18 protein-coding genes are annotated in these 19,518 nt (G+C 68.9%); 11 read left to right on the forward strand and 7 right to left on the reverse strand.

The window, feature by feature from the left end; genetic code table 11:
* Positions 1-169: 169 nt before the first annotated feature.
* On the forward strand, positions 170-742 hold the full coding sequence (locus FHU35_RS27815) for a hypothetical protein (RefSeq protein ID WP_246110617.1): 573 nt from the start codon (positions 170-172) through the stop codon (positions 740-742).
* 28 nt (positions 743-770) lie between these two features.
* Here the strand turns inward: FHU35_RS27815 and FHU35_RS27820 are convergent, their stop codons facing one another.
* Positions 771-1,619 carry an SDR family NAD(P)-dependent oxidoreductase gene (locus FHU35_RS27820; protein ID WP_145745127.1) on the reverse strand — a complete coding sequence of 283 codons (849 nt, stop codon included), beginning with the start codon at positions 1,617-1,619 and terminating at the stop codon, positions 771-773.
* Positions 1,620-1,666: 47 nt separating this feature from the next.
* Between FHU35_RS27820 and FHU35_RS27825 the strand changes: the two genes are divergently transcribed.
* Together FHU35_RS27825 and FHU35_RS27830 are read left to right on the forward strand one after the other, a co-directional pair.
* Positions 1,667-2,653 (forward strand): alpha/beta fold hydrolase, encoded by a 987-nt coding sequence (locus FHU35_RS27825; RefSeq protein ID WP_246110618.1) that lies wholly within the window; start codon positions 1,667-1,669, stop codon positions 2,651-2,653.
* Positions 2,654-2,800: 147 nt separating this feature from the next.
* On the forward strand, positions 2,801-3,136 hold the full coding sequence (locus FHU35_RS27830; RefSeq protein ID WP_145745129.1) for a hypothetical protein: 336 nt from the start codon (positions 2,801-2,803) through the stop codon (positions 3,134-3,136).
* Here FHU35_RS27830 and FHU35_RS27835 read toward each other — a convergent pair.
* Positions 3,133-4,161, reverse strand: coding sequence for a glycoside hydrolase family 113 protein (locus FHU35_RS27835; RefSeq protein WP_222429507.1), 1,029 nt, complete (start codon positions 4,159-4,161; stop codon positions 3,133-3,135). The two genes, FHU35_RS27830 and FHU35_RS27835, sit on opposite strands and share 4 nt — an antisense overlap.
* 100 nt (positions 4,162-4,261) lie before the next feature.
* Here FHU35_RS27835 and FHU35_RS27840 point away from each other — a divergent pair, with 100 nt between their 5' ends.
* From FHU35_RS27840 to FHU35_RS27850, 3 genes are read left to right on the forward strand one after another with little or no spacing between them, the layout of a single operon-like run.
* Positions 4,262-4,900, forward strand: coding sequence for a TetR/AcrR family transcriptional regulator (locus FHU35_RS27840; RefSeq protein ID WP_145745131.1), 639 nt, complete (start codon positions 4,262-4,264; stop codon positions 4,898-4,900).
* Positions 4,901-4,958: 58 nt separating this feature from the next.
* Positions 4,959-5,393, forward strand: coding sequence for a VOC family protein (locus FHU35_RS27845; protein WP_145745133.1), 435 nt, complete (start codon positions 4,959-4,961; stop codon positions 5,391-5,393).
* 53 nt (positions 5,394-5,446) lie between these two features.
* Positions 5,447-6,094 carry a class I SAM-dependent DNA methyltransferase gene (locus FHU35_RS27850; RefSeq protein WP_145745134.1) on the forward strand — a complete coding sequence of 216 codons (648 nt, stop codon included), beginning with the start codon at positions 5,447-5,449 and terminating at the stop codon, positions 6,092-6,094.
* Here the strand turns inward: FHU35_RS27850 and FHU35_RS27855 are convergent.
* The 3 genes from FHU35_RS27855 to FHU35_RS27865 all read right to left on the reverse strand — a co-directional run bounded on the left by FHU35_RS27855 (position 6,080) and on the right by FHU35_RS27865 (position 7,960).
* Entirely contained in the window at positions 6,080-6,580 is a 501-nt protein-coding gene (locus FHU35_RS27855; protein WP_145745137.1) for a putative immunity protein, read from the reverse strand. The two genes, FHU35_RS27850 and FHU35_RS27855, sit on opposite strands and share 15 nt — an antisense overlap.
* Positions 6,581-6,824: 244 nt before the next feature.
* Entirely contained in the window at positions 6,825-7,253 is a 429-nt protein-coding gene (locus FHU35_RS27860; protein ID WP_145745139.1) for a helix-turn-helix domain-containing protein, read from the reverse strand.
* 47 nt (positions 7,254-7,300) lie between these two features.
* Complete coding sequence (locus FHU35_RS27865) at positions 7,301-7,960, reverse strand: TetR/AcrR family transcriptional regulator (RefSeq protein WP_145745142.1); 660 nt, start codon at positions 7,958-7,960, stop codon at positions 7,301-7,303.
* Between the two features lie 122 nt (positions 7,961-8,082).
* On the opposite strand from FHU35_RS27865, the gene FHU35_RS27870 reads away from it, so the two are divergent.
* The 3 genes from FHU35_RS27870 to FHU35_RS27880 all read left to right on the forward strand — a co-directional run bounded on the left by FHU35_RS27870 (position 8,083) and on the right by FHU35_RS27880 (position 13,762).
* On the forward strand, positions 8,083-10,815 hold the full coding sequence (locus tag FHU35_RS27870) for an MMPL family transporter (RefSeq protein WP_145745144.1): 2,733 nt from the start codon (positions 8,083-8,085) through the stop codon (positions 10,813-10,815).
* A gap of 5 nt (positions 10,816-10,820) precedes the next feature.
* On the forward strand, positions 10,821-12,872 hold the full coding sequence (locus tag FHU35_RS27875; RefSeq protein ID WP_145745146.1) for a YhgE/Pip domain-containing protein: 2,052 nt from the start codon (positions 10,821-10,823) through the stop codon (positions 12,870-12,872).
* 110 nt (positions 12,873-12,982) lie between these two features.
* Positions 12,983-13,762 carry a class I SAM-dependent methyltransferase gene (locus FHU35_RS27880; RefSeq protein WP_145745148.1) on the forward strand — a complete coding sequence of 260 codons (780 nt, stop codon included), beginning with the start codon at positions 12,983-12,985 and terminating at the stop codon, positions 13,760-13,762.
* 56 nt (positions 13,763-13,818) lie between these two features.
* Here the strand turns inward: FHU35_RS27880 and FHU35_RS27885 are convergent, their stop codons facing one another.
* Together FHU35_RS27885 and FHU35_RS27890 are read right to left on the reverse strand one after the other, a co-directional pair.
* On the reverse strand, positions 13,819-15,354 hold the full coding sequence (locus tag FHU35_RS27885) for an aldehyde dehydrogenase family protein (RefSeq protein WP_145745150.1): 1,536 nt from the start codon (positions 15,352-15,354) through the stop codon (positions 13,819-13,821).
* A gap of 11 nt (positions 15,355-15,365) precedes the next feature.
* On the reverse strand, positions 15,366-16,592 hold the full coding sequence (locus tag FHU35_RS27890) for a cytochrome P450 (RefSeq protein ID WP_145745152.1): 1,227 nt from the start codon (positions 16,590-16,592) through the stop codon (positions 15,366-15,368).
* 132 nt (positions 16,593-16,724) lie between these two features.
* Here FHU35_RS27890 and FHU35_RS27895 point away from each other — a divergent pair, with 132 nt between their 5' ends.
* Both FHU35_RS27895 and FHU35_RS27900 read left to right on the forward strand, forming a co-directional pair.
* A complete protein-coding gene (locus FHU35_RS27895; RefSeq protein ID WP_145745169.1) occupies positions 16,725-17,333 on the forward strand; it encodes a TetR/AcrR family transcriptional regulator in 609 nt (202 codons plus the stop codon).
* Between the two features lie 100 nt (positions 17,334-17,433).
* Positions 17,434-19,467, forward strand: a complete 2,034-nt coding sequence (locus FHU35_RS27900) for a putative bifunctional diguanylate cyclase/phosphodiesterase (RefSeq protein WP_145745173.1) — start codon at positions 17,434-17,436, stop codon at positions 19,465-19,467.
* Positions 19,468-19,518 lie beyond the last annotated feature (51 nt).

Below are 19,518 nucleotides of genomic sequence, written 5' to 3' on the forward strand. Positions count from 1 at the left end.
TTGTGGCTCGACCATCCCTGCAACTCGGGTCTTCTGCATTGCCAGGTTGGGGCGGTGACTCCAGATGCGAGAATGCCGACTCCGCCACCGATGAGGAAACGACGTGACCAACGGGCTTCCACGGAGACCTCACCGCTTGACCGGCGAGCCGCGGCCACCGCGTGGACCGTTGTCGCGTGACTGGCGGAAGCCGGAGGAGAACTCCAGGCGGGCGTTGTCGAAGGTGCCGCATCCCCCCGAAGGCGCGGGTCGCATTCTCGAGTCGTTCCACCCCACCATCGCGAGCAGCTACACCTTCGGCTTCGGGATCTCGCTGGCCGTGCTGGGGTTGCTGACGCTGCAGGACCTAGGGTTCTGGTGGATGCACGTCTGGTGGTTGTGGCTGTTCGTCGTGCCTTGGCCGTTCCTCTTCGTGCTGAAGCGCAGCAGGATCAGGATTTCGGCCGGCGCCGATTGGCTGATGTACGGTAAGAGCGGGTTGATCAAGACCTACGAGCTCACCAAGGTCAATCTTGATGGCTCCGGGTGGAACGCGGTCCTCGAGATCGAGGACCGCGCCGGTGAGCGGATCAGGGCGCCGCTGCGGAGATTCCAGTACAACCGCGAGCTGTGGGACCTTGTCTACCTGGGCCTTCTCCACTCGGTGCAGGCCGGTCCCGCCAGGAGCAACGCGGCGGCGGATGCTCAGCTCGGCCTGAAGGTCCCGGCGCACCACCGGGAGTGGGAATTTCCGGAGTGCTGAACACGGGCCTTCGCAGCGTGGCACCGAATCAATCCGCCCGGGGCACCCTGCCGTCGAGGTCGGTGAAGCCGTAGGTCTCTGCCAGGTCTGCGACTCGCCAGGGTGTGCCGGTGCGGGTGCGGCGGTGGGGGTCGCTCGCGAGGGCGGTGACTGCTCTGCCGGCGAAGCGGGGGGTTTCTGCTGTGGTGAGGTCGAAGCGGCCTTCTCCGGGGAGTTCTACGATCCGGTTTCCGTCGGCGTCTGGTGGAACGAGTTGCAGCAATTCCGTGTCGACGATGCCTGGCCAGATCGAGACGGCGGTGACTCCGGTGTCGCCGAGGTCGTGGGCGAAGTCGGCGGTGAGCCTGTCGAGGGCTGTTTTCGCCGTGCCGTAGACGGCGCTGTGCATGTACCTGGTCGAGCCGGGGGAGGAGACGTTGACGATCAGGCCGTTCGACTCGATCAGCAGCGGGGCCGCGAACGCGCTTGCGGCGTAGTGGGATCGGACGCCGATGTCGAACGTCTCGTCCCAGGCTTCCGGGGGTACTTCCCAGAACGGCTTGCCGATCCAGCGGGCGGTGGCGGGGGAGTTGTAGACGTTGTTGACCAGCACGTCCAGGCGGCCGTGCTCGGCTCGGACGGTGGTGAACAGGTCGCGGACCGCGTCGTCGTCGCGGTGATCGCAGACGTGCGGGACGCCGGTGCCGCCGAGCTCCTCGATTTCGGCCGCGGTCTCGTCGAGGGTTCCGGGGAGCTTGCCCGGGGACTTCGACCGTCCGGTCACGTAGACGGTGGCGCCTGCCGCGCCGAGTTCCAAGGCGATGCCCTTGCCGATGCCGCGGCTCGCGCCGGTGACGACTGCGATCTTCCCGTGGAGTTGCCGAGGTGTTCCGCTCATGACTTCGCGACAGTACCCTACGAATAGAACATGTTCTAGGAAATGGGGTGGCCGTGGAACGCACCGAGCGGTTCGTGACGACCAACGGCGTCCGGATGCACCTGGCTGAGCAGGGCGAAGGTCATCCGGTGATCTTCTGCCACGGCTTCCCGCACACGGGCTACATCTGGCATCGCCAGATGGCCTCCGTGGCGGCGGCCGGCTACCGCGCCCTCGCTCCCGACCTGCGCGGGTACGGGAAGACCTCGGCGCCCTCCGACGTCGACGCGTACGCCAACCGCGAGGTCATCGGCGACCTCCTGGGGCTGCTCGACGACATCGGTGCGCAGGACGCGGTGTTCGTCGGCGTGGACTTCGGGGCCGCCCTGGTGTGGGAGCTGACCCTGCGCGCGCCGGAGCGCGTCACCGGAGCGATCGTGCTCAACAACCCGTTCGTCCCGCGCGCACCCCGCCTGCCGTCCCAGCTGTGGGCGAAGGCAGCCCAGCGCCACTTCTTGCACCTGGACTACTTCCAGCGCCCCGGCGTCGCCGACGCCGAACTCGCCGCCGATCCCCGGGATTTCCTCGCCCGCGTCTACTACGCGCTCAGCGGCGACTACCACTACCTCGACACCTGGAGCTATCCTGCGGAAGGCACCGGATACCTCGACGTGCTGCCCACCGCGCCGGAACTGCCGTGGAGCTGGCTGTCGGAAGGCGAACTCGACGTGCTGGCGGGGGAGTTCGAGCGCACCGGGTTCACCGGGGGCCTGAACTGGTACCGCGCGATCGACCGCAACTGGGAGCTCACTGCCGACTACGCCGATGCCGTGGTCACCGCCCCGACCTACTTCCTCTACGGCGAACGCGACACGGACATGGAGGGCTTCAGCGGGCATGATCCCCTCGCCACCCTGCGAGCGAACGTCCCCGGCCTGCGCGCCGTCAACTCCATCCCGGAAGCGGGCCACCTCGTCCACCTCGAGCGCACCGAAGCCGTCAACGCCCTCCTGCTCGACCACCTCGCGGACCTGACCGGGGCGGCCTCTCGCTGATTCGGCGCTCGATCGAGCGAAGGGATTCTACTCAGGTCAAAGATGAGTAGCGGCGTTCCCGCGAACGTCCCCTCGATGATCTTCACCTCGGTCAGGCTCGCTCTTGGTCATGCTTGTCTTTCGAGCGGATGGGGGTGCTCGGCCGCCGTGGAGGAAGAGCGCGAAGAGGACCGGCCGGGTCCGGCGAGTACCGCCGGTGGCGTGATCGGTGGTCTGGCACTGGTCTTCAGCCTGTGGCCGTGGGTCCTGTACCTGAGATCGGCGTGGGCCGGCTTCGACCCGAACGAGATCGGGGGCGAGGTCACCGACTACCAGCTGCTCAAGCTGTTCTTCGGAATCTGGCTCTCGCTGTGGCTGGTGGGTCTGGCGATCGTTCTCGTGTCGATGGGTGAGCGGACGGACCGCTCGATCTTGCAGCTGGCCGGACTCACCTCGGTCATGCTGGCCGTCTCGGGTCTCGCCTACTTCCTGGGCCGCGCTTAGCGCGGTCCGCCGGACGCGTACCGCCGGGCCACGGCCGAAAAGGCGGCTTTGGGCTCCCACGTCATGTCCGGGTAGGTCCGTCCTCGGCGGCCTTCGAGGAGCTTGACGATGCTCAGGCTCGCTCGGTCCAGGTCGTCCCTGGGGTCGCCGTCCGGGCGGTGCGGGTAGCCGGGCAGGGCGAACAGGAACACGAACGCGCTGTCCACGCCTTCGGTCTCGAAGATCTCCAGCAGCTCGTCCAGGTACTCGGCCTGGCCGGCTTCGTCGCGCTCGTGGACGCCGTTCAGCCTGATGGGGGCCCTGGTCTCCGGGTCGTGCTCGACGACTTCGAGCACCCGGCCACCGCGGTCCCCGGCGCCGCGGTAGGCCGCGGTGCCGAATCCGGTGATGGCGAGCGGTTTCGGGCCTCGGGCCAGGGTGCGCACCGCGTCCCGGAAGCGGTCGGCGACCTCGGCTGAGCGGATCAGCTCGAAGGTCACGAAGTCGAAGGGGGTCCAGTCGACCTGCTCGAACTGGATGGACGCGTAGGTGAGCTCGCCCCGGAAGCGCTCGCGGATCGCCGCTGCGGCATCGCGGAGGAACGCGTTGAGACGCACCCCGAGATCGCGCATGGCCTCGGCTGGGTCGCTCATCAGCTGTGCGACGCGCTCCTCCTGGCTCTCGCCCGGAAGGAACCCGTGGTTCATCACGCTCAGCTCGACCCCCGCGACGAACACGACCGCCGCACCCCGCTGCCTGAGCCGTTCCGCTCGCTCGGCGCAGTCGCGGAAGAGCTCCAGGATCTGCGCCGGCTCCAGTTCCAGCGGATAGGGCGAGAACCAGACCTCCAGACCGAGCTCGGCGGCGGCGTCGGCGGCCAGCTCCAGTCGGTCCGGGTCGCCGCCGATGATCTGAATCGCGTTGCAGTGCAGGTCGTCCCGGATGATGGCGAGCTCGCGCCGGACCACCGCGAGGTCGGAGTCCGGGAGGGAGGTCGTGCCGTGCACGACGAATCCGGTGTCGTAGGTCATTCCTCGTGCTCGCATGGTGACGTCCTCGCTGTCGGCCTCGGTTCAGTCGAGACTGGCATTGAAATTGCGTGCACGCAAGTTTGCGTGCACGCATCTCGTGTGAAACGCTGACGCCGTGACGACCTCACCAGGGCTGCGGGAGCGGAAGAAGCAGGCCACGCGCCAGGCGCTGCGCGAGGCGGCGCTGCGGCTGGCCTTGGAGCGCGGGCCCGATCAGGTGCGGGTCGAGGACATCGCCGAGGCGGCCGGGGTCTCACCGCGCACCTACAACAACTACTTCGCCAGCCGCGAGCAGGCGATCGTCGCCGCCGTGACCGCGGACCGCGAGGCGCGGGTCGCGGCGGCGGTCGCGGCGCGGTCCGCAGACGTGCGGCTGGCCGACGCCGTCGCCGAGGCCGTCGTCGAGCAGTACGCGAACACCGGTGAGGGCCAGCACGAGGCGTTGTTGCTGATCACCACCCGGACCGCGTTGCGGGACGCGTTCCTCGGCGCCGCCGCCGACGTCGAGCCCGCTCTCGCGCCGGCGATCGCCGAACGGCTGGCCGACACCGGATCGCACGCGGCCCGCGTTCTCGCGGCGAGCGTGGCCGCAGCGGTGCGCATCGCGTTGGAGGACTGGCTTCAGCAGGCCGGGAACGCAGGGGATTCCGGCGCGGGGCTGGTCGTGCCGTCCGGCTCGCTGGCCGACCGGATCCGTGCGGCGCTGGCTCCGCTCGCGCCCGCGTTCGATGCTGCTGAGGGGCCCGCGTCGTGAACGAGCGCTGGTCGAAAAATGCGGGGACTGCGGGACGTCGGGCCGCTACGGTGGACTGATGGGGTCGGTCAAGCAGGTTCAGGTCACCTTCGACTGCGCGGAGCCCGAGCGGGTGGCTCGGTTCTGGTGCGAGGTGCTGGGGTACGTCGTGCCACCCCCGCCTCCGGGGTTCGAGTCCTGGGAAGCGTTCGACCGGTCTCTGCCGCCTGAGCGTCAGGGGGCGGCTTTCGGGTGCGTGGATCCTGACGGGGTTGGGCCTCGGTTGTTCTTCCAGCGCGTTCCCGAAGGCAAGGTCGTGAAGAACCGGGTGCATCTCGACGTGCGGGCCGGGGCCGGGCTCGTGGGGGAGGAGCGGCTCGCCGCGCTGGAGGCCGAGTGCTCGCGGTTGGAAGCGATCGGGGCCACCCGAGGCGTGCTCCTGGTCGCCGACGAGTTCAACGAGTCGTGCCAGGTGATGCAGGACATCGAGGGCAACGAGTTCTGCCTCGACTGATCGAGTGGCCGACCGGCAGGGCAGGGGCACCATCGGGGACCGGAGGGCTGCCGATGAGTTGGTTGGGGGAAGTTCGGGAGGCGTACGACTCGATTGCGGCCGGGTACGCCGAGGAGACTCGGGGTTTGCTCGACAGGCTGGTTCACGTGCGGGCTGGGGTCGTGCTGTTCGCCGACCTGGTCCGGGCGACCGGGGGAGGACCGGTCGCCGATGTGGGGTGCGGGCCGGGGCACACGACCGGGCTGCTGCGGGAGCTGGGGGTGGACTCGTTCGGTGTCGACCTGTCCCCCGAGATGATCGAGATCGCTCGACGGGAACATCCCGATGCGCGGTTCGAGGTCGGGTCGATGACGGACCTCGAGATCGACGACGAATCCCTGGCCGGTGTGATCGCGTGGTGGTCGCTGATCCACATCCCGGACGAGGCGGTACCGGGAGTTCTCGCCGAGTTCCGCCGGGTTCTCAAGCCGGGCGGAGTGCTGGCCGTGGGGTTCCACGTCGGTGACGGGCGGGAAGCCCGGATCCGTGATGACCTGCCCGAACCCGTCTACGGATGCCTCCGGGAACCGTCCCGCATGGCCGGCTGGCTTCGGGAAGCGGGCTTCACCGTGGAGTCGGAGCACCTGCTGCACCCGGATACGCCGCGACCGGGAGCGATCCTCTTCGCCTGCCTGCCCCGGCCGGCATCAGTCGAACACTGACCAGCAGATCTCGTTGCGGCGCTGCTGGTCCTCCAGGACCAGGTCCCGGATCGCGTCGGGGAGTTGGGCGCGCTGCCAGCGGCATTCGGCGTGCCCGGCCGCGGAACCCTCGGTCGCCTGAACGGCTTTGATGGCGTAGGCGGCCGCGCCGAGGTCGTGCTCGGCGACGTGGGCCACCACTGCCGCCTGACGTGCGGCGAACGCCGCGAAGCGCGGCGCTCCGGTGAGCGGGCGGGCCGCTGCCATCGCGTGGCCGCCCGCCGAGCGCGCGTCCCACATCCGGATCTCACCTCGGGTCCAGGCGCGGATCTGCTCGATCGCCTGGCGCGGACGCGGATCCGAGGGCTCGGCGTGCTCGACGAGGTGCAGGACGTGTTCCGCGCAGGTCGCGGCCCACAGCGCGATCAGGTGGTGGTCGGCGTCGGTGAGCGTTCCGCCGCGGCGAACGGTGATCAGTCGAGGATCTCGGACTTTCGGCAGGATCACGCAGCCTCCCCTCGGTTCCGCCCAAACCAGCGAAGCCGAAGCGCAAGTCGGCCGGACGGGACACTCAAGCTAGCCGGGATCGGGTGGGTGCACCGGGGGTTTCGGGTGCGGTGCTTGCGGGCGTGGCGGAAAAATCCCAGTTTTAGTCATAACTGAGCCATGATCATGTCCGAAATGTCGGCTCAGTTATGACTAAAACTGGGAGTTGGTGCGCCGGGGTGATGCCTGCGTCCGAGCGGGGTGGTTACTCCGTTGTGAAGAGGCCGCTTTCGCTGTTGAGGACGGAGTCGAGGAGCTGCAGGACCTCTGCGGTCTCGGCGAGCTCACCGACTACGATGATCTTGAGGCGCTTGCGGTCCTCGTCGTGGATGGTCTGCACGCGCAGGGTGCGGTCCGCGCCGACGCCGGCCAGGACCAGGGTGCCGAGGCGGTCGGCCGCCGAGCGGTCCACGCCGTCGATCTGGACGATGCTGGAAACCTCCACAGCGCCAGCGGTGTGGGCGGTCTCGGTGGGTCTGCCGGTGAGCTGCTCCAGGTCGGACTTGGAGATCCGGTACTGCTTGCCGATGCGGACGGCGTGGAGCCTGCCCGAGCGGATGTAGCTGCGAACCGTGCGGACGTGCAGGCCGAGGAGTGCCGCGACCTGCTCTACCGAATACATATCTTCCTGCATCAGTTCTCATTTTAGGTTATGAAGAGGAAGGATGCGTAATCCGCCGATCAGTCGGCAGAATCCGCGGGCTCGATGAAGGACTCCACCATCCTCGGGAAGATCTGCGTGAACAGCGGTTTCGTCGTCGACGACGAGGGGTCGCTGAAGGCGGCGTGCTCCAGCTGCGCCTCGTACACCGAGGTCAGGGCGCGGACCGCGTCCCGGGTGTCGACGACCAGGCGGAGGTTGAGCCGGTCGAGCGCCTCGTGCAGCAGCTCGGCGATCGAATCGGTGAGGTTCTCCAGCGACTCGCCGGCCCGCTTGCGCAGGTGCGGATGCCGCAGGGCGTGCGCGCGGAACTCGGTGACCAGCATGTACCAGTTCTGATCGGCGATCAGCGACTCCGCGCAGGCCGTGCCGACCTTGACGATCGCCTCGTGCAGCGACCCGCGGTCGGCGACGCCCGCGACGAGCACGTCGTCGACGATCGCGCGGGTCTTCTGGACGCGCAGGCTCATCTCCTCCTCGTACACCGCGAGGAACAGGTCCTCCTTGGTGTCGAAGTTCGAGTAGAACGCTCCGCGGCTGAAGCCCGCCGTCTCGCAGATCAGCTCCACGGGGGTGTCGCGAATGCTGTGCTCGGAGAACACCTCGCGCGCGGCGTCGATCAAGCGTCGACGCGTCTGCGCCCGTCGCCGTGTTTCCCGTTGGCGCGGTTGGTCGGTCATGACCGGGATTCTCCTGCGGTGTTTCGCCTCACAGTTGCCTGCGGGCACGAGCTACGTGGATCTCGGGAAATATACAGTCTGTATCGCATACACCGTGTATCGAAATACCGGGAGTGTTCCCCTTGTCTTCGTTGCTTTACCGGCTGGGGCGGGCAGTGGTCCGCGGCCGAGCCTGGGTGCTGGTCGCGTGGTTAGCCCTGCTCGCGGTGCTGGGCACGGGTGCTGCCCTCTTCCAGCAGGGCATGGAGACCGAGCTTGCGATCCCCGGCTCCGAGTCGCAGGACACGCTCGACCACCTCAACAACGTTTTCCCCCAGATGAGTGGTTCGAGCGCTCAGCTGGTCGCCACCACCGCGCCCGGTGAGCGGATCGACTCGCCGCAGGGACGCGAGGCCATCGAGGCCGTGATCGACCGGGTCGAAGGCCAGGAGGGCGTGACAGCGGTGATGAACCCGCTGTCCGACATGGTCAAGAACCAGGTCTCCCCGGACGGCGACACCGCGCTGATCACCGTGCAGCTCAGCTTCGCGCCCACCTCGGTCCCGGAAGCCGTCAAGAGCAGCCTCCTCTCCGAAGCCGACACGCTGGAGCGCCAGCTCGGGCCCGGCAGCGAGGTTCACGCCGGCGGCTCGATCTTCGCGGTCAACATGCCCGCGGTCGGCGCGACCGAGGCGGTCGGCGTGATCGTGGCGCTGCTCGTGCTGCTGCTGATGCTGCGGTCGCTGGTGGGAGCGGTGATGCCGTTGATCACCGCGCTCGTCGGCGTCGGCGTGTCGATGACCATCGTGCTGCTGTCGACCGCCTTCGTCACCGTCTCCTCGGCCGCCCCGATGCTCGGCCTGATGCTCGGGCTCGCGGTGGGCATCGACTACTCGTTGTTCATCGTGTCCAGACACCGAGAACAGCTCGGCGAAGGGCTCTCCGTCCCCGAATCGATCGCGCGCTCGGTGGCCACCGCCGGTTCCGCGGTGATCTTCGCGGGTGTCACGGTGATCATCGCGCTGCTGGCGCTGGCAGTTCCCGGAATCCCGTTCCTGACCGTCATGGGCATCCTCGCCGGTGTGTCGATCGCGGTCGGCGTCGCGGCATCGCTGACGATCATCCCGGCGCTGCTCAGCTTCGCCGGTGAGCGGCTGCGCCCCAAGGCGGCCCGCGCCAAGCGCACCACCCGCGCCCGCCCGCGCACCAAGTTCAGCCTCCGCTGGGTCCGCGCGGTGACCAAGGCACCGCTGCTGACCATCGTGGTCGTCATCCTCGGGCTCGGCGTCTGCACGCTGCCTGCCGCCGACCTGCGGCTCTCGGTGCCCGACGCCGGTGCGCAGGCCGTGGGAACTCCGGCGCGCGACACCTACGACGCCGTCGCCGAGCAGTTCGGACCCGGCTACAACTCGCCGCTGATCGTCACCACCGACGTCATCGGCACCAAGGACCCGCTCGGCCAGGTCAACGGCATGGCCGACGAGATCCGGAAGCTGCCCGGCGTCGCCGCGGTGCCGATGGCCAGCCCGAACGAGACGATCGACACCGGCATCATCCAGGTCGTTCCCACCTCCAGCGGTGAATCGCAGGAGACCGAGGACCTGGTGCACCGGCTGCGCGACCTCAGCCCACACTTCGAGCAGACCTACGGCGCGGGCATCGCCGTCACCGGTATGACCGCCATCGGCATCGACCTGTCGGAGAAGCTCAGCGACGCGCTGCTGCCCTTCGGCGTCATCGTCGTCGGCCTGACGCTGGTGCTGCTGGCGATGGTGTTCCGCTCGGTGTGGGTGCCGATCAAGGCGGCGCTGGGATATCTGCTCTCGGTCGGCGCGACCTTCGGCGCCACGGCGTTCGTGTTCAACCAGGGCCACCTGGCCGGACTGCTCAACATCACCCACGTCGGCGGCGTGATCAGCTTCCTGCCGCTGCTGCTGATGGCGATCCTGTTCGGCCTGGCCATGGACTACGAGGTCTTCCTCGTGTCCCGGATGCGCGAGGACTACACGCACAACCGCGACGCCAAGCGCGCCATCGAAGCCGGCTTCTCCAACGTCTCCCCGGTCGTCGTGGCCGCCGCGGTCATCATGATCTCGGTGTTCGCCGCGTTCGTCCCGCACGGCGACTCCAACATCAAGCCCATCGCCTTCGGGCTCGCCGTCGGCGTGTTCGTCGACGCCTTCATCGTGCGCATGACGCTCGTGCCCGCGGTGATGGCGCTGCTCGGCGACCGGGCCTGGTGGCTGCCGAAGTGGCTGTCGCGCAAGCTGCCCGCGCTCGACGTCGAGGGCGAAGCGCTGGAGCACGAGATCAAGCTCGCCAACTGGCCTGGCAACGACGAGATCGTCAGCGCACGGGGCTTCAGCGTGCTCGACGACCGCGACGAGCCGATCTTCGAAGGCGTGCGGATCGGTCTGCGCCCGGGTGGCGTGCTGGCGGTCCAGGGCGATGACGACGACCTGTCCTCGGCTCTGCTGCACGCTCTCGGTGGCCGGATCACGGGAGTGCAGGGCGACGTGCGGGTGCTGGGTCACCTGCTGCCGACCCGCGCCCGCGCCGTCCGCTCGGGCACCGCGCTCGTGCGCTGCCGGGAGAGCGTCGCACCCGCCTCCGAGATCGCCGCGGCCCTGGCCGACGGCGTGCGGCTGGTGCTCATCGACGAACTCGACGCCGTCGCGGACAACGCGCAGCGGCGCGAGATCTCATCGCTGTTGGCACGAGCGTCCACATCGGATGGTGACCCGGTTTCGTTCGTGGTCACCCACCAGAACCCGAGCTTGGTCTCCGGCCTCCTGCCGGAGCACCGGCTGAGCACGATGCGGCTGTCCGCGCACCCCGACGCCCCCGCGTTCGCCGGCCGCCTCCTGGAGGTTTGAGGGAAATGCTGAACCCGTTCACGAACGCGAGCAGGCGCGCAGGCGGCTCGGTCGGGTGGCGCACCTGGACCGGCTTGGTGCTCGTGCCGGTGCTCATCGTCGGTGTGCTGGCCTGGGCCTTCTGGGCACCGATGTCCGAGCACGGCGCTGCCAAGGTCGCCGTGGTCAACAACGACGAACCCGCGACGATCAACGGCCAGATGGCCCCGCTCGGCCGCGAGATGGCCGCGAAGCTGGTCAACAGCACCGATTCCGGCTACTCGTGGGAGATGACCGACACCGATGACGCCGAGGAGGGCCTGAGCGAAGGCCGCTTCTCGGCCGCGGTGATCATCCCGCCGCGGTTCTCCCAGAACGCCGCCTCGGCCATGACCGGTGAGCCGCTGGACGCCACCCGCGCCGGCATCCAGGTGAAGACCTCGCCCGCGGCAGCGCCCGCCGACGCCGCCGCCGTCTCGGCCGCGGCCCGGGACAGCGTGTCGGTGTTCAACAAGCAGATCCTCGAGCAGCTGCTCGACGGCTTCTACGGCGGCTTCACCGAGATGCACGACCAGCTCGGCACGGCTGCCGACGGCGCGAACAAGCTCGCCGACGGCAGCGGCCAGCTCGCCGACGGCGTCGGTCAGCTCTCCACCGGTGTCGGTCAGCTGACCGGCGGCACCGGTCAGCTCGCCGACGGCGGGAACCAGCTGGCGGGCGGCACCGAGCAGCTCGCGGGCGGTGTCTCGCAGCTCTCCGGTGGCCTGACGCAGCTGCACCAGCAGATCCAGCAGATGCCGGCGCAGACCCAGCAGCTGGCCGACGGCGCGAAGCAGGTCGCGGCCGGAAACCGGCAGATGGCCAACACCTTCACGCCGCTGGCCGACCAGATCCTGACCGTCACCGACAAGATCCCCAGCGAGTCCAGCTCGCTCGACGGGCTGCAGAAGATCGTCGACCAGTGCCCGCCGGAAGGCGCGACCATCGACCTGTGCTCCAAGCTGCGCGACGAGGTCGAGCGGCTCAGCCAGCAGCAGGGCGCGCTGGACTCGGTCAAGGAGCAGATCCAGAAGCCCGCTCGCGACCTCCGCGACGGGATGCAGGGACTGGCCTACGGATCCGAGCAGGTCGCCAACGGCAACCAGATGCTCGCCGACAAGTCCGGCGAGCTCGTCGCGGGCATCGGCCAGCTCGCCCAGGGCGGGCAGCAGCTCGACGGCGGTGCGCAGCAGCTCTCCGGGGGAGCGCGGCAGCTCTCCGACGGGCTCAACCAGTTCAACGGCGCCTCGCAGCAGCTCGGCACCGGTGTGCAGGCGCTGGCCGACGGCAGCAGGCAGGTCGCCGACGGCAACCGCCAGTTCGCGGACCAGATCGCGCCCGCGGGCGACAAGCTCCCCAGCTACTCCGACGAGGAGCGCGAGCACCTCAAGACGGTGGCCTCCAGCCCCGCCGCGCTGGAGTCGAACCTACCGGGCTTCGGCAAGTCGCTGATCGCGCTGCTGGTGGCCGTCGCGTTCTGGACCGCGGCGATGGGCGTCTACGCGGTGACCCGGGCGGTTCCGGCCGATGCCGCGACCTCGCGCCGCTCCACCTGGAACCTGGTGTTCGGCTCGGTGCTTCCCGGAGCCGCCGTGGCCGGGATCGGATCCGTGCTGGTGAGCACGGTCCTGGCGCCGTTCCTCGGACTCGGGTTCGGCGGTTGGGCGGCGTTCACGGGCGTGACGCTGCTGGCGGCGCTGGCGTTCGTGGTGGTCAACCAGGCGCTGATCGCGGTGTTCGGCAGCGTCGGGCGGATCATCTCGATCGCGGTGCTCGTGCTGGCCGCCGCCACCGGGGTGGTCTCGACGGTGCCCGGATTCCTCCGCGACATCAGCGGTCTGCTGCCGACGCAGGGCGCGGTGCAAGCGCTCTCGGCCATCGTCACCGGGAGCGGCGGTGCCGCCGGCGGGGTGCTGCAGCTGGTGGCCTGGCTGGTGGCCGGGGCGCTGATCTTCGCCCTGGCGGTCGACCGAGCTCGCGTCGTCCCGTCGCGGCAGTTCCGGCGCCGACGTGTTCCGGGAACCCGTCCGGCCTGGTGATCTCGTGCCGCGGGGGTGGGAGTTCCAGCCGGAACTCCCACCCCCGCTGTCATGTGCGTGCCCGGATGATCTGAAAGCGATGCGAAAGAACCTGAGCTCAGCATCGCGGCATGACGAGTGCGAAGTCGAAGTACCTGCTGACCTCGGCCGGTGACCTGGGGCTCGAGCAGCTGATCTGCCTGTCCGAACTGCTCGACGACGACTCCACCCGGGTGCTCGGGGAGATCGCCCAGCCCGGATGGCGGTGCCTGGACGTCGGGTCGGGGCTGGGGACCGTCGCGAACTGGCTCGCGGAGCGCACGGGCGACGTCGTCGCCGTCGACCTGCACCCCGACCACATCCGGTCGCGGCCCGGCCTGGAGGTCCGCCGCCACGACATCCGGGACGGCGCGCCCGGCGGGCCCTTCGACCTCATCCACGTGCGGATGGTGCTCCTGCACCTGTCGGAGCGGGAGGAGGTCTTGCGGCAGCTCATCGATTCATTGAAACCTGGCGGATGGTTGGTGGACAGCGAGTTCATCGGGCCGCCGCTGCAGGTCGTCGCCGAGACCGAGCCCGGAGACGGCGAGCTGTTCAACGAGGTCGTGGGGATGTGCTGCAACCGGATCGGAGTCGCCAGCGGGATCTCCTACACGTGGGCCGAGGAGGTCGACTCCCAGCTCGTGGCGGCCGGGCTCGCCGAGGTGCGCAGCCGGCGGTTCGAGCAGACCTTCACCGGTGGCGACGCGGGCGGCCGGCTCTTCCGCTGCTACATCGACCAGCTGGAAACCCGGCTGCTCGCCGAGGGGATCACCGCAGCGGAACTCGCGAGGTTCCGGGACGTGGTGCTCGATCCCCGGTTTCGCGCGTGGATGTTCACCAACGTCGTGTCGATGGGCCGGAAGCCCTGACGCGATCACCGCCGCGACCGGGACTTCGATCGCGGCGGTGATCGCGCAGGGGTGCCTCAGGACAGCAGCTTGCGGATGAACTTGTTGCCGAATCCGTACTGGATCAGGCCGTCGACGTTGCGGATCGTCTTGTCGGTGTAGGGGTACCAGACGCTCTCGTTGTTCGACTTCCCGCGAGTGAGCAGGATCGGCTGCGCGTGGGTGAAACCGCGCAGCGAGTCCGGGCCGTTGACCTGCCCGATACCGCTGTCCTTGCGCCCGCCGAAGGGTGCTTCCGGGACGCCGTAGATGACCGCGGCGTCGTTGTGCACGACCGAACCGGTCTTGAGCTGTCCGCCGATGCGTTCGGCTTTCGCCGCGTCCTTCGTGAAAACGCTTCCGCCCAGCCCGTACTGGCAGTCGTTGGCGCGCCGGATCGCTTCGTCCTCGTCGCGGACCCGCATCACCGTGGCGACCGGGCCGAAGGTCTCCTCGGTCATCAGCTCCATCTCGTGGGTGGCGTTGACGACCACCGTGGGCTGGAAGAACAGGCCCTCGCCGTCCGCGCGGGACCCGCCGACCAGCACCTGGGCTCCCTTGGCCTTCGCGTCCTCCAGGTGGCTGCTGACGACGTCCATCTGGCCGTCGAAGAACAGCGGGCCCACGTCGCCGTCCTCGGAGCCGTAGCGCAGCTTCGAGACCTTCTCCTGCAGCAACCGGACGAACTCGTCGGCCACCGACTCCACGACGTAGATCCGCTCGACGCTCAGGCACACCTGGCCGGAGTTGAACATCGACAGGTACGCGGCCCCCGAAGCGGCGCGCTCCAGGTCGGCGTCGTCGCAGACGATCATCGCGTCCTTGCCGCCGAGCTCCAGGGTGTAGGGCGTGAGCTTCTTCGCGCAGGCCGAGGCGATCGCGCGGCCGGTCTTGACGCTGCCGGTGAAGGAGATCTTGTCAACAGCCCCGTCCACCAGCGCCGCACCGGTCTCGCCGTCGCCGTGCACGCACTGCAGCACGTCGGTCGGCACACCAGCTTCGTGCAGCACCTTCACCGCGAGCTCACCGGAACGCGGGGTGACCTCGGAAGGCTTGAGCACCACCGAGTTCCCCGCCAGCAGCGCCTGCACGACGGGGTTCAGCGACAGCACGAACGGCGCGTTCCACGGCGTGATCACGCCGACGACGCCCAGGGGCTGGTACTTGATGCGCAGCTTCTTCATCGGCAGCAGGTAGCCGTGCAGCCTGCGCTTCTCGTCGCGCAGCGACTTCGGCGCGCGCTTGCACCAGAAGTTGACGAAGTCGCAGGCCGGGACGACCTCGATCGTCAGCGCTTCGGCGCGGGGCTTGCCCGTCTCGGCGCGAACCTGCTCGACGATCTCGTCGCGCCGCCGCACCAGCACGTCGACCGCGTTGCGCAGGATCCGGGCGCGCTCGGAGACCGGTCGCGCCGCCCACTCGTCCTGGGCCTTGCGGGCGCGCTCGATCGCTGCGTCGACCTCGGCCTTGGTGCTGACCTCCAGGTCACCGACGTGATGGCGGTCCACCGGATTGCTCAGGGAGAGACGCCGCCGCCCGTCTTCCGCGGCCGGCTGCGACTTCACGATTGCCATGCGGAATCCTTCTACTCGTAGCTGACTTGCCAGTGCTTGATGCCGTTGATGAAGCTGGATCGCAGCCGTTCGGGCTCGGCGACCTGCCGCAGGTTCGGCAGCACGTCGGCGATGGCGTTGAAGATCAGGTCCAGCTGCAGCCTGGCGAGGTTCGCGCCCACGCAGTAGTGCGCTCCGGTGCCGCCGAATCCCAAGTGCGGGTTGGGGTCTCGCAAGACGTCGAAGCGGAACGGGTCGGAGAAGACGTCCTCGTCGAAGTTCGCCGAGCTGTAGAACAGCCCGATCCGCTCGCCCTCGCGGATGAGCTGGCCGCTGATCTCGACGTCCTCGGTGGCGGTGCGCTGGAACGAGGTCACCGGGGTGGCCCACCGGACGATCTCGTCGGGAGCCGTGGCGGGACGCCGCTCCCGGTAGATCTCCCACTGGTCGGGGTTGTCCACGAAGGCCTTCATGCCGTGCGTCGTGGCGTTGCGGGTGGTCTCGTTGCCCGCGACCGCCAGCAGGATCACGAAGAACCCGAACTCGTCGGAGCTCAGGGACTGGCCGTCGACGTCGGCCGCGACCAGCTTGGACACGATGTCGTCCATCGGGCAGGCGCGCTTCTCCTCGGCCATGGTCATCGCGTAGCCGAGCACTTCGGCGGCCGCGGCCACCGGGTCGCCGAACTCCGGGTCGTCGAAGTTGAGCATCTGGTTGGACCAGTCGAAGAGGTTCTTGCGGTCGTCCTGCGGCACGCCGAGCAGCTCGGCGATGGCCTGCAGCGGGAGCTCGCAGGCGACCTGCTCGACGAAGTCACCTCCGCCCTGCTCGCGGGCCTCGGTCACGATGTCCTGGGCGCGTTCGGTCAGCGCGGCGCGCAGGCTCTCCACCGCGCGCGGGGTGAAGCCCTTGTTGATGATCGAGCGGATCTTGGTGTGCTTCGGCGGGTCCATGTTGACCAGCATCGTGCGGATCGCCTCGAACGCCTCCGGCGTGGTGTAGCCGGGGAAGCGGATGATCGCGCCGTTGGCCTCGGAGGAGTAGAGCTTCGCGTCGCGGGAGATCTCCCGGATGTCCGCGTGCCTGGTGACGACCCAGAACCCGCCGTCGTCGTAGGGCGCGTCCATGCCGTCGGTCTGCGCGTTCCACCAGACGGGCGCTGTCCTGCGCAGTGAGTTGAACTCGTCGACCGGGGTCCGCTGGGCCCACAGCCCAGGGTCGGAGAAGTCGAGTCCGGCCGGGATCGTTGGGTCAGGCACCGTTGCCTCCTCGCGGATCGCGGGGTTGATCACGTTCGGCTTGCCGAAGCGCGTCATACAGACATACCGTAGATGTATGATTGTCAGGAGGCAATGGGCAGCGTCGCAGGTCCGCTCGGCCATACTCGAGTCATGAAACGACCGGCGTGGAACGGTGCGCCGCCGCGTGACGGCGAGGAGGCCAAGGCCCGCATCATCGATGCGGCGATGCGGTGCATCGACCGGCACGGTCCGGGCAAGACGAGCCTCTCGGACGTGGCGGGCGAGCTGGGAGTCATCCGCCAGACCGTCTACCGCTACTTCCCGAGCACCGAAGAGCTGTTCATCGCGGTCGGCTACGCCGCGCTCAACAGCTTCCTGGAACGGCTGGTCGCGCAGCTCGTCGGCCGCCGCGATCCTGCGGACGTCATCGTCGAAGCCATGGCCTACTCCATCGAGCAGGTCCCCCAGGACCCCTACCTCGGGCTCTTCCTCGACCTGGGCAGGCCGGACGCCTTCTCGCGCGGCGCCACCTCGGTGCGCGCCTTCGACGCCTGCCGGGTCGCCTTCTCGCGCACCGAGGTCGACTGGGACGAACTGGGGCTCTCCGGCGAGGAGTTCACCGAACTGCTCGAATTCCTGCTGCGCGTGCTGCTGTCGTTCGTCAACGACCCGCTGCCCGGCCGGAGCGGTGACGATCTCCGCGCGTTCCTCCGCCGCTGGCTCACCCCTGCCATCCAGGCCTCCGTCCCGACCGCGTAGGCGTCCGCGTGCGGAGGCCGATCCGCCGTTTTCGCTGCTTGGCTTGCTGGGACCGCCTACCTGGTCTTACGTTGCGGGCACGCTAGGGACGGGGTCGGCCATGGACCACAACGAGAGCGAACCCTGGGCGGTGCAGGCGGGTGCGCAGAAGATCCTCGCCGCCGAGGACATGAGGGACTACGCGATCTTCGCCCTCGACGCGGAGGGGTACGTCGCCAGTTGGAACCCGGGGGCCGCCCGGCTCGGCGGCTACGAGTCCCCCGAGGTCATCGGACGCCACTTCTCGCTGTTCTACCCGCCTGAGCAGGTCGCCGTGGGCTACCCGGACTGGGAGCTGCAGCAGGCGGCCGACAACGGGTTCTTCATAGACCGGGGCTGGCGAGTCAGGAAGGACGGCAGCCGGTACTGGGCGCACGTGGTGATCGCCGTGCAGCGCACTCCTGACGGTGAGCTCGACGGGTTCATCAAGGTGGTGCGCAACGAGAGCGAGACCGCCGCCCGCGTCGAGCGGACCAAGCGCAGGATGGCCGACCTGTTCGAGCTGGCGCCGTCGGCGATCGGGCTGCTCGACGACGACGGGCGGTTCCTCGACGCCAACGGGGCTCTGTGCGACCTGCTCGGATACCGGGTCAGCGAGCTGGTGGGACGTCGCGACGTCGATGTCCTCGCTCCCGGCGACGCCGGAGGCGGGCTGGTCACCGGGGGCACTCGCTCGACCGGTGCGCTGCTCGTCCCGCACCGGGTGCTCGCGCGGTCCGACGGTTCGCCGGTGTCCTGCCAGGTGGACAGCGCGGCGTCGGTGAGCGATGACGGCGACCGCAGCTGGATGATCACCGTCCACGACATCACCGAACAGCTCGCCCGTGCCGTGACGCTGCGCCACGAGGCGACCCACGACGAGCTGACCGGGTTGCTCAACCGGCGCGGTTTCCGGGAACGGCTCACCGAGCTGCTGCCGGTGATGGGGCCCGGGAGCCTCGCGGTGCTGTTCTGCGACCTGCACAACTTCAAGCGGGTCAACGACGCCCTCGGGCACGAGGCGGGCGACGAACTGCTGTCCGCGGTCGCGCGGCGACTGCTCGACGAGCTCCCGGAGCGCTGCGAAGCCGCTCGCTTCTACGGCGACGAGTTCGTGATCCTCTGCACGGACGTCGAAGGCGATCGCGACCTCGAATCGCTCACCGAGCACGTCTCCGGGCTGTTCCGGATGACCGTTCCGCTGCGGCGCAGGCAGGTTCACGTCTCAGCGGCGGTCGGCGTCAAGGCGGTCGAGGACCAGGACGCCGATGTGGTGGAACTGCTGCGCTCCGCCGAGTCGGCGATGCTCGACGCCCGGGTGCGCGGACAGGTCCGCTCCGGGACCGACCCCGACCAGCTCGTGCTGGAGCAGCACCTGCACGACACCCTCGCCCGCGGCGAGATCGAGCTGCACTACCAGCCGGTCGTCGACAACGAGGGGCAGGTCGTGATCGCCGAGGCGCTGCTGCGCTGGAACCACCCCGACCTCGGCCCGCTCACTCCTGACGTGGTGCTCGAAATCGCGTCGCGCGGGGACGTGCTCGTCGAGCTCGACGCCTGCGTCCTGCGCACCGCGCTGCGAGAGGCGGTGTCCTGGCGGCGTCCCGACGGCGGGAGGGTGAAGGTGTCGGTGAACCTGACCGGCTTGCGGCCCGAGGTGCCGGGCTTCGCCGACTCCGTGCGCGCAATGATCCGCGAAACCGGGGCCGAGCCGGGCGATCTGGTCCTGGAGATGGTGGAAACCGTGTTCGCGCGCCTCGAACCCCAGCAGCTGCAGGAGATGAACGAGCTGGTCGCCGACGGCGTGCAGTTCGCGGTCGACGACTTCGGCACGGGCTACTCGTCGCTGGCGCTGCTCAAGGACCTGCCCGCCCAGATCATCAAGCTGGACCGGATGTTCGTCTCCGGCGTCGGGACCGACCCCGACGACCTCGGCATCGCCCGCGTCATGACCGAGCTCAGCCGCACGCTGGGCCGGATGTGCATCGCGGAGGGAGTGGAGACGGCCACGCAGCACCAGCTGCTGCGCGCCGTGTCGGTCGATGCCTACCAGGGCTTCTACTTCTCGAGGCCGATCCCGCCGGAGGAGTTCCGCACTTACCTCGCGGGTCGGTGAGCGGTGACGCGATGACAGGCCCTGACACGCCACACGGCGTCGGTGCCAGGC

The sequence above is a fragment of the Saccharopolyspora dendranthemae genome (assembly GCF_007829955.1).
GTDB lineage: Bacteria > Actinomycetota > Actinomycetes > Mycobacteriales > Pseudonocardiaceae > Saccharopolyspora > Saccharopolyspora dendranthemae.